General features: G+C 39.3%; 9 protein-coding genes and 1 pseudogene. 1 reads left to right on the forward strand and 9 read right to left on the reverse strand.

Features of this window, described 5'->3' with window-relative positions:
• The 7 genes from IM507_RS16530 to IM507_RS16560 form a co-directional block, all read right to left on the reverse strand.
• Positions 1-510 (reverse strand): Uma2 family endonuclease (locus IM507_RS16530; RefSeq protein WP_287637362.1); only part of this gene is annotated, 510 nt, incomplete at its 3' end.
• A 116-nt stretch (positions 511-626) separates the two neighbouring features.
• Positions 627-3,986 (reverse strand): helicase-related protein, encoded by a 3,360-nt coding sequence (locus IM507_RS16535; protein ID WP_123230204.1) that lies wholly within the window; start codon positions 3,984-3,986, stop codon positions 627-629.
• 17 nt (positions 3,987-4,003) lie between these two features.
• Positions 4,004-4,399 carry a type II toxin-antitoxin system VapC family toxin gene (locus tag IM507_RS16540; protein WP_123230203.1) on the reverse strand — a complete coding sequence of 132 codons (396 nt, stop codon included), beginning with the start codon at positions 4,397-4,399 and terminating at the stop codon, positions 4,004-4,006.
• 11 nt (positions 4,400-4,410) lie between these two features.
• Complete coding sequence (locus tag IM507_RS16545; RefSeq protein WP_123230202.1) at positions 4,411-4,653, reverse strand: hypothetical protein; 243 nt, start codon at positions 4,651-4,653, stop codon at positions 4,411-4,413.
• A gap of 128 nt (positions 4,654-4,781) precedes the next feature.
• Positions 4,782-5,108, reverse strand: a complete 327-nt coding sequence (locus tag IM507_RS16550) for a XisI protein (protein ID WP_002734933.1) — start codon at positions 5,106-5,108, stop codon at positions 4,782-4,784.
• Positions 5,084-5,512, reverse strand: a complete 429-nt coding sequence (locus IM507_RS16555) for an element excision factor XisH family protein (RefSeq protein ID WP_002734405.1) — start codon at positions 5,510-5,512, stop codon at positions 5,084-5,086. The genes IM507_RS16550 and IM507_RS16555 overlap by 25 nt, the downstream gene beginning before the upstream one ends.
• A 167-nt stretch (positions 5,513-5,679) precedes the next feature.
• Positions 5,680-5,925: a DUF2281 domain-containing protein gene (locus IM507_RS16560; RefSeq protein ID WP_002732023.1), complete on the reverse strand. Its 246-nt coding sequence runs from the start codon at positions 5,923-5,925 to the stop codon at positions 5,680-5,682.
• Positions 5,926-5,971: 46 nt separating this feature from the next.
• Between IM507_RS16560 and IM507_RS16565 the strand changes: the two genes are divergently transcribed.
• Positions 5,972-6,259 carry a hypothetical protein gene (locus tag IM507_RS16565; RefSeq protein ID WP_002732850.1) on the forward strand — a complete coding sequence of 96 codons (288 nt, stop codon included), beginning with the start codon at positions 5,972-5,974 and terminating at the stop codon, positions 6,257-6,259.
• A gap of 93 nt (positions 6,260-6,352) precedes the next feature.
• Here the strand turns inward: IM507_RS16565 and IM507_RS16570 are convergent, their stop codons facing one another.
• On the reverse strand, positions 6,353-9,370 hold the full coding sequence (locus IM507_RS16570) for an Eco57I restriction-modification methylase domain-containing protein (protein WP_287637361.1): 3,018 nt from the start codon (positions 9,368-9,370) through the stop codon (positions 6,353-6,355).
• A 180-nt stretch (positions 9,371-9,550) separates the two neighbouring features.
• A pseudogene (locus tag IM507_RS16575) lies at positions 9,551-9,878 on the reverse strand (Uma2 family endonuclease); the annotation flags it as partial.

Raw genomic sequence — 9,878 nt, forward strand, 5'->3', positions numbered from 1 at the left:
ATATAATCCTAACTGTTCACTCCACAGATAACCCCGGTCATTGGGAGAAATGGCTTGATATTGTCCCCCAATTAGTCTAAATCCTTGCAATTCTAAAGTATTAGGATCGAACCAAAAATAATTAGGAGTGCGAAAGGTATTCTGATAGAGAATTTTCTTGTTATTGCGGTCAATATTGGCCGTAGAATCGGAGAGAATCTCGACAATTACATCCGGATATTTACCCTGTTCTCTCCAAACCACCCAACTTTTGCGGGGACGCTTTTCGGTATCTAAAACCACAAAAAAATCGGGACCCCAGAAATCACGTTTTTTTAGTTGTTCTTCGTTGTAGTAGATGGTTAGATTTCCCGAAGCGTAGTAATCACTCCTCTCGCGCCATAATAATTCTAGACAACTAAGGAGAATGATGATCTGTTGCAGGTGTAGATCACTTTCCAAGGGTGGTTCATCACTCCATAAATCTGTGGGGAGATAGGTGACATCTGGGATCATGTCTAGGGCTGTCATGACTTTTCCCGGTATTTTAGGATTGATTAATTGTAGCTTTTTCTCACAATTGCAGAGATAAGGCGGGCGGGATTTTAACCAATAACTTAATTCTATACCTTGACCGATCGCCGTTTCTAAACTAAAGCCTGACTGCAAATAATGATGGGAATTGGTTGCTCCTCACCTTGCAAGCGACGGCGATCTAACCAGTCCCGCATCTCATGTTGGCTGTATAATTTCTTCAGTTCGCTAAACAAAGCTTCTCCTGTCAGGCTACGGCGCTTAATCAGGTTTAACTCGCGCTTCAGTACAGTGGTAATCGGTTGGCGAAAGGCCTGTTCTAATAGGTTAACCTGCTTACGGATTTCTTCATCCTGAGTGGTTTTAAACAGCAGTCCCAATTCTCGCAAGATGTAGCGCTGTGCTTGAGTCAGAGAACGGCTGTACTCCCGTTCCGATTGGCGGTGCTGGACTTCTTGGGCAAATTTAATCTTGACTTGCATGACTGCTTGGTTGTAATTTTTGGGCAGCGGCAGTGCTGCTTCTTCTGGGTTAGTTTTGAGCATTCCTAAAATGCGGGCAGTATCTTTTGATATGATCTCTCCCTGTTCATCGAGCCAATATAATTGCTGGTAGCCCTTCCAATCTTTGCGGTTAGGGTAAGAAGCTTCACAGAAGACAATTATGCCCTTATTGAGAGAAAAGCGAGCCGTTCGGATGCCATGAGGCAGGTTAGCTATCCGTTCGTATTCAGCCGGATTTTCTCGCTGGATTTGTCTGAGAATTTCTTCCGCTTCATTGAGGTCGAGAAATTCTCCCTCATCTTCAAACAAACTTAATTGATGACTACCACTTTTTTCATAAATCGCATACATAGCCTCTTCGTTAAGCTGTTCCGTTGGGTCAAGAATTGCCGCATCCTCGCCGATGGTTTCATGAATTTCTTGAATGCGGTTTTTGAGTTTTTGCCGTAATCCTAGATTCCGCTCCAATCCCGTCTCTGGGAGAAAATTAAAGCCGTAAACCACATCATTCTCGCTGCCAATCCGATCAATCCGACCAAACCTTTGAATAAGTCGGACGGGATTCCAATGCAGGTCATAATTAATAATCAGGTTGCCATCTTGTAGGTTTAAACCTTCGGCTAAAACATCGGTAGCAATTAAAGTTTTGATTTCCGACTCTCCCGGGGTCAATTTATAGTATTTGTTGGCTTTGGGGGCAAATCTTCCCACTACCCGCGCCTTATCTTTATCGCCACTGTAGATGACTTCTAGATCGTCTCGATCGCCGTTAGGATTGAGGTTTTGATATAAGTAAGAGGCGGTATCAGCATACTGAGTAAAGATGAGGCACTTGCTATCTTGCAGCGGGGGTTTATTCAACCAGCTTTTAAGGGTTTGTAATTTCGCATCTTTGTCTGGAGTAATTGGCTCAACTAAGTGCAAAATTTTCTCTAGCAATTGGATGTCATGCTCAAGATGTTTCTGTAATATTGTGGCATCAAAATCAGCTATATCATACTTCCCAGATGCCTGACTCAAGGCATCGATAATGTCTTGTTCTTCCCCATTGTTTGGCTCATAGAGAATTGCCTGAGCTTCTTCTCCGGCGGGGATAATTCCTTGGCGTAAAGCTTCTCGAAAGCGTTGATGGACTTGCAGTAATTTCTTAACAGTTTGTTGGAAGGCATAAACGCTAGATTCAAAGCGTTTGAATAACAGAACTCGCATCAGTCCTCTTAGATTTGCTCCCCCAGTTTGTAAACTGAGTAATGGTTCTTGTTTGCGCTTATTTGGTAATACATAATTTCCCAAAACATAACGAGCATAGCAAAGTTCATTTTTACGAGGGTTAGCTGGTTGCTGTTGGCGAGATTTCCCTAAATATTGGCGCAGTTCTTGGTAAAGTCCTTGATAGGTATCTTCAATACTATATTCAATGGTTTGTAGTTCTCTTTTGGGAAAAAACTGATGCTTACCACCCACAATAACGTAAGCGCGTTGATTTCCGTTTAAATAATCCTTGAAATTGTCTGCATCTACGGGTTTATGAGTCTTGGCATCAAAGCCGTACCAGCGTAAAATGTGGTTGCGGGTGCGCCGGATCAAGATGTTAGATAACAAGTCAGGTAACTGTTTTTCTCCTTTCTCTACTAATCTAAAATACTCTTTTAGATCGGGCGGATCTATGGGAAAATCTGTCTTATCATCTTGATGAAAAAGCTTAATCTGATGGTAAATATCCCAAGCACTTTTATTGCGAGGAGTTGCTGTCAGGAAACAGCATTGTCTCCCGGCTGCTAAAAAGGCTTCGACGATTTTATATCTTTGGGTTGCGGCATTCCGCAGGTTATGACTTTCATCAATTAAGATAAAATCTCGATCTTTGTATTTAAAATCTTCTAATAAAACTCTGATGCCACTGGTTTCATCTTCCCGCAGCAATCCCATCGATAAAACGCGGGCGTTAAGTTGATAAATTTCGTTGTAGCGTTCCCACATTTCCACCAGTGGCGCTGGACAAATAATTAAGGGGCGGGCTTTTTCTACTTGTTCAAAGCGTTTGACAATGGCAGCACCAATGAAGCTTTTTCCTAGTCCTACCACATCGGAAACGAAACAACCCCCATACTCGCGGATGAGTTTAACTGCTTGGTTAACTGCTACTTTTTGAAAGTCTGCTAGTTTCTCGGTAATTTCGTTATCTATCATCATTTCGCTGGCAGTTTCTTCTGTCAATCGATCGCGCACGAGCATATAGAGAGTTTTCATATAGATGTCGTAGGGACGTACTGGCATCATCGCCCAAGACTGTTTTAAAGACTGCATCAGTGTTTCATCAAATTCTGTTGCTTCCTGCCAAAGTTGGTTAAACCATTCTGTTAAACTGGCATGATTTTCATTACCGTGAACGATAACATTAAGTTCGGTATTGTGGGAAATTCCTGATAAAGTAAGGTTAGAAGAACCAACGATAGCAAGGCCTTTTTCTTGACGTTCCAAAGGTTGTCCCTGCTGGTTATAAATTGTCCCGTAGTCGAAGATATAGGCTTTAGCATGGAGTCGCCCTTTAGTATAAACTCGCACCTGAAGGCGTTTTTCTTCAATCATTTGAACCAGATTTTTTACTAAGGTTTCTGCTTCATCTGTTTGGTCCATTAGTTCGACGCTGGAACGAATATTGTCGGCGGTTTCTGTTGCCATCTGCTTGCGTTCTGTCCGTTTGGGGTATTCTTGTGCTTCCAGATGGTTTTTAATTAGTTCTAAGCGGCGGTAGCCTTCTGCTAGTTGTTCGATGGTTTCCCTGCTGCTGGTGTTGCCAATCAGGAGGCGCATTTGTTGGATGGTGGCGAGACGAGTTGCGATCGCAGTAAAGCCGGAGAGGAAGAAGTAACCGACGGCAAAATGAGCGGCTTCTGAAGAGTGAAGAATTTGGTTGATGTTATCGACTAATTTTTGCTGGCGATTGTCGATGATGTCGTGGGTAGGCATAGTTCAATTTTTTAATTTTAGGGCTGTAACCAGTTTTCTATTACTAGATTAGAAATATTTTCAAAATGACGAGTATTATCGGTTACTAAAATATCCTGCCGAGAACGAGCAACGCTTGCGATTAAAGCATCTAACTGTCCTGTTGGTTTGCCAATTTTTCTAAGTTCAGATTGAATTTTGCCAAATTCGATTGCAGCTTGTTGATCAAAAGCTATTATCGGTAACTGGTTGGCAAATCTAGTTAATGTATCTAAGTTACGTTCTAGCTGAGTTGAGCAATAAACTCCTTTATATAGTTCCCCTAAGACTAAAGTGGACAGGTAAGATTCCTGATACTTAAGTCTAAAATGTGAAACGACCGTCAGATTCCCTTTGAGAATGGCAATACAGATGTTAGTATCCAGTAAATACATGAATTTTCGGCTTAATCATCGAATTTAATTTCCACACCTAGATCGGCCTGGCGTTCTTGGTCAATTTCAGAAAAAATATCATCGAGTTCTGGTTGATTTTTCCATACTCCAATAAGAGTTTCTAATTCTTCCCACAATAATTTTTTTTGAATTAAATTATCGGGGATTTCCAGAGAAATTTTTACGCCATTAGGAAGAGATAAATCCTCTAATAGCTCGATAGTATTGCCTTTGATAATTCCTTGTATTTTCATGGTAGTTTAGGATAAAGCTTGCTCAACTAAGACGGCAGTTTCACGATCTAGAATAGAGAGAGTTTTCTGAATTAATTCAATCGGTAATTGTAATGCTTGATAAGTTGTTTTTCCATATTTTTTTACTCCTAATTAATGGCATATTCTGTGAATTTTCGTTTAAATGGAGAGTGAAATCCGATAACAATATCTGTTTTAGGAATTCCTAGTTCAACTAACTTTTCAGCTACTGAAATTTCTGTGTTGTTCTGTTGAATATAAACTTTGTTGTTAATAATATCTAAATGTAAAAGACATCCATAAATCCAATGATTATTATGCCAACCAACTTGTACTAATAAATAATGTTTTCTCAGATCGTCAAAGATTATTTCTAGGGAAATTTCACTAGACTGCTGAATTTTAGCTTGTTCTTCAATTAGGGATTTAACTAATTCACTGTAGTTGATTGCCATTCTACGATCTCCTCTATTTCAGGGTTATAGACAATAATTTTGATTTGATGGTGTTGTAGGATTCTTTGAACAAAACGGCTATGACAAAACACTTCATAAGTATCATTAGGGATGGCTAAGTATAGGGTTCTATCAGGTTCAATTTCCGAAAGAGCAAAACGATAGTTAAGATATTGTCCAGAGGCTAAATGTAGTTCTGTAACAATTGAATCTCTTAAGAAACTTTTGATTTCAATGGCAACTTTTTCTCGTTCTTTTTGTGCTGCAATAACTTTTTCTGCTCCTAAGTCCACATAAAAGTTAACATCTTCAAACTCTAGGGTAAAAGGATCATGGGTAATCGTCCAACCTGCTTTTATGAGTGCATTTCGGACAGCATGGTGAAAGGTATCTTTAGCTGGCATATCCTGATTTTAGCAGGTTTTCCTAATTTTAGCATCTTGTAACAATCTTAAGGTTCACAATCCATACAATGCCGCTACTCTCTCATCTGACGACTGGTTTATTTACCTCTATTTTAACAGATTCGCTGTGATGATTTCAGATACCCGACTTCTTTAAGAAGTTGACTTCATTTGCTGCCAATACCTCGAAGATAGTCTTTATTAGTGGCTAAGTCCCCCGGTCCGCCATCGACACAACCAATATATTCTTTGGCTGCTTCATAGAATGAAATCGTTTTTTCTTCAGTGAGTTCTTTCTTCTCTGCCTTAAATTGCAAGAATTCAATAAAGTCGATTACTTCTTGCTGTTGTTGGGGAGTGAGGGCGTTTAGTTTTTCTAAGATGGTTTGTGAGTGAGTGGTTGCTGGTATCATGGGTTAATTCTCTTGGGGGTTTTTTTGAATGACTGAATTGAATAGTATGGTTGTAGTTAAGGATAACGCTATTGAAATAGAGCGTCAAGAAGAGTTAAAAGACTTCCTCCAAGAACAAGAACAACAAGTTCTTGAGCAATTCAAACCGGGTACATTCGGATGTCATGAGTTACTTGACAGAACAGCGATGGTTAGTGATTCCTTGGAGCGTTTTATTGTTTCCCATCCAGCTTGTGTACAAAACCCTGAATGGTACGCTCTAGCAAGACAAGCTGCTGAGGCTCTACATATTCTCTATCAAAAAGTTGGTGCAGTGCATCTCAAGGGAGACTAAGGTTTTGACTAGCAAGAGAGGTTAATAAAGAAATCGAAATTGTGTGATGATTTCAGATACCCGACTTCTTAAAGAATTCGGGTATCTAACCCCTTACAATCCATACAATGCCGCTACTCTCTCATCTATCTCTTTTTCCCATTCTTCACAGTTAACCCCTTTGGCATCTAAGCATTTTTGTACTAATTTGATGATGGGTTCTTTTTCAGATTCAGAAGCGGGAGGGATGGGGATTTTTTCAACATATTGACGTTTAAATCTTAAATGTCCCCCCAAAATCTGAGGGCTTAATTGATGATAATATTTTAATACCGTTAATGAATTAAGTACCCCCAGAAGATAAAGATCATAAACTGGAATCATAAAGGTTGTATCGTTAATATAAAGACCTTTTTCATCTAAGGAAAAACGTGACTCTTTTGCAATATCTGGAAAAACAATCTTAGGTTTTTCAAATTCCTTTGAATATTTTAATTGAGGTTGTTGTAATTCATACCATTTTTGTTTAGTTGCCCTATTTTCTAGTTGTTGGCGATAAGGCTTTAAGTGTTCAATAACAGATTTCAATTCGCTAATATCAACACCGTGATACATATACAATAAATATTTATCTTTATAATTGATCCGCCATTTTCTCACATCATCACCCACAGCTAAAGGTTTAATAATCTCTGCACTTTTAGTATCTTTAGCAATTAATTCTGCTCGTTTTGCACCATCAATCACAAAGGCTTTATTAAAACCAGTTTTAATACCATAATAAATTTTTTCATTGACGTATTCACCTAAAGGAATACCGGCTGCTGACATTTTATTGATTAAACTTGCCGTAGTAGAATCACTTAATAGCCAATTTTTACCATTTAAAGAATTATTAGGTAAAATTGTTCCCTGTTCATTAATAACAGTTTTAATATCAGGATAAGGTGACTCTAAAGATTTAACTTGAGTAAATTGAGTGTTTAATTTTATATCTGATTGCTTCTGAGCGAGAAAAATCATCACTAAAACAGCTGCACTTTCAAAAACTGGCAACTCCCCAAAATCGGTAATACTTCTCACCTGACAAGTATCAGCGATATGCTGTCTTAACTTCTCCCCATACTTTGCCCGAAACCACTTATTAGAAGAAATAAAAGCTAACATTCCCCCAGTTTTAAGTAATTGTAAAGCTCTCGCATAAAAGAAACAATATAAATCCGATGTTCCCGTATAAACTTCCGGGTAAACTTGCTTTAAAGTTGGTTTTAAATCCTTAATTAATTCCTGTCTCACATAGGGGGGATTTGCTACCTGAATATCAAAACCTCCCTCCGCTAATACCTCGGCAAACTCCACCACCCAATCAAACCCTTTTGAGATAGCTTCCTTATCACTCGCAATCACAGAAGCACTGCCATGGGTTAATAAAGCAATCTGTTTCTTAACCTCATTAATCTCCTGTTCAAGACTTTGTTTATCACTGCCTAAATGCGCTCTTAAATACTTCGCTTTAGCTTCCCTAAACCGATGGATAAACTCCTCGCGCACCATCCCAGAACCTTGGGGATTAGGAGCAGTTAGACTATCTCCTGTTTCGATTTTAAACTTCAAATTGGGTAGCGGTGGCGGATTGTCTCCCTCATATTCAACCGCTAAGGAAAGCCATAACCTTAAGCGAGCAATATTAACCGCAAAAGGATCGATGTCAACTCCATAGATATTGGTTTCAATAATCTCTAACTTGCGCTGATAAACCGTTTTGTAATCAATGCCTTTAGTGGCAAATAAACACTGACGCAAATCTAATAACTCATGCAACATTCCCAATAAATAAGCTCCACTTCCACAGGCAGGATCACAGACTTTGACCTGTTTTAAGGTTTCTAAAACTGCCTCTGGATTCTTTAAATTAATAGCATTATATTCGTCAACAAAAAGCTCAATCGCTTCTTTGTTTTCAGAAGTTAATTTACTGCTTAAATATCCCTTCAAAGCCTCCCGACACATAAAAGAAACTATCGGTTTAGGTGTGTAATAACTGCCTGATTCATGTCTCCCCGTGACTAATTCCTCAAACACTTTTCCCAACATTTCTGGGTCCACTGCTACCTCCACATCAAGGGGTGTACTCTCAGTTACAGTGAAATTAAAATTACTAAAAAGGCCCTGTAAGATAACATCGATCGCCTGATCGGGTACTATTATATTAGGATTGCGGTCATCCTCATCCTGTTCAAATAATCCCCCATTAAGATAGGGAACTGTGCCGATTATTTGCCGAAGAAAACCACCGTTATTGATACCAATAATATCCGTTTGTTGGGGATTATTCAGTCCCGTAAAAAACAGATGAGTCAAGCGATTATAATAAAAGTTTTTGTCCGAGGTGCTGTTATCATTCTGATAATCCTGCCATAAGGTTTCTAGATAGTCTGTTTGTTCGTTAAACTTCAGCCAACCTTTTTTCTGGATAAAAACAATAAACATCAGGCGATTAAACAGCTTCTGAGTAAATAGTCTTCTCTGGTCAGCATTAGGGATAGTTTTAGTAATTAATTGCTCAACTTTTTCAAAGACCGAGCGATACTGTTCAAAAAATTTCTTAGTAACTTTCTCAACATCAAAAGCTTCATCATGACGTTCCTGAATCGCTAAAGGAGACTCGGAACTAATATTATCTAAATCCAGTAAACTTAGGCGTTCTGTGGCGGTTCGTAACTGTTCCCCCGGACCCACTGTAATTCGCCGCAAGACTTGCCGTTTTTCTTGTTTGACATCATATTTAACATTGATAAAATGCCACCGTTCTTGGTGGAAATCAGAGAAAACAAAGAGAGTGTAGGGATGGTTTTTTAGCAGTTGAGTAACGACAAGACGCTCTAAATTGAGCAGCAGTTGCTTAGAGTTGAGACGAGCATAAATAACCTGAAAATCTTCCCCCCCAGAAGCTAATAAAATTGGATCTTCTGCTAATGCTTCTACTGCTTTATCTGGCCAATTGCGTCGGGACAGGGTTTGATTTTCTCGCTCGTAATTTAACTCAGACCAGAATAATTTTTTGAGCGCATCTAATCCTCTCAGGGATGAAAGAAGGTCATAAACTGACTGCCGAAGTTCAATATCACTCATAAGTTTTCTCACGACCTCTCATTTAGGTTTACTTTCTCTAGGTAGCTGATTATAAATCCCCCCTTGATCCCCCCTTAATCCCCCCTTAATAAGGGGGGTGTCGATCCCCCCTTGATCCCCCCTTAATAAGGGGGGTGTCTGATTTTAACATCTGACTACTTAGGACTTTTGCCACTTCAGTTAAATTGTATCGGGATCGATGCCTAATTCTCGCAATTTTTGTGCCAATTTTTCCTTGGCTTGTCGTTCCCTTTCTTTCTCTAAAAGAGCCTGTTCTTTTGCCTGTCGTTGCTCTAATTCCGCTTCTTGAGGAGTGGGGACTAATTGACCATCGGCGGTAAAATAACGCAGTTTCCGGTCAAATATGCCTAAATATAATCCTAACTGTTCACTCCACAGATAACCCCGGTCATTGGGAGAAATGGCTTGATATTGTCCCCCAATTAGTCTAAATCCTTGCAATTCTAAAGTATTAGGATCGAACCAAAAATAATTAGGAGTGCGAAAG

The organism is Microcystis sp. M20BS1, assembly GCF_020245305.1.
Classification (GTDB): Bacteria; Cyanobacteriota; Cyanobacteriia; order Cyanobacteriales; family Microcystaceae; genus Microcystis; species Microcystis ichthyoblabe_A.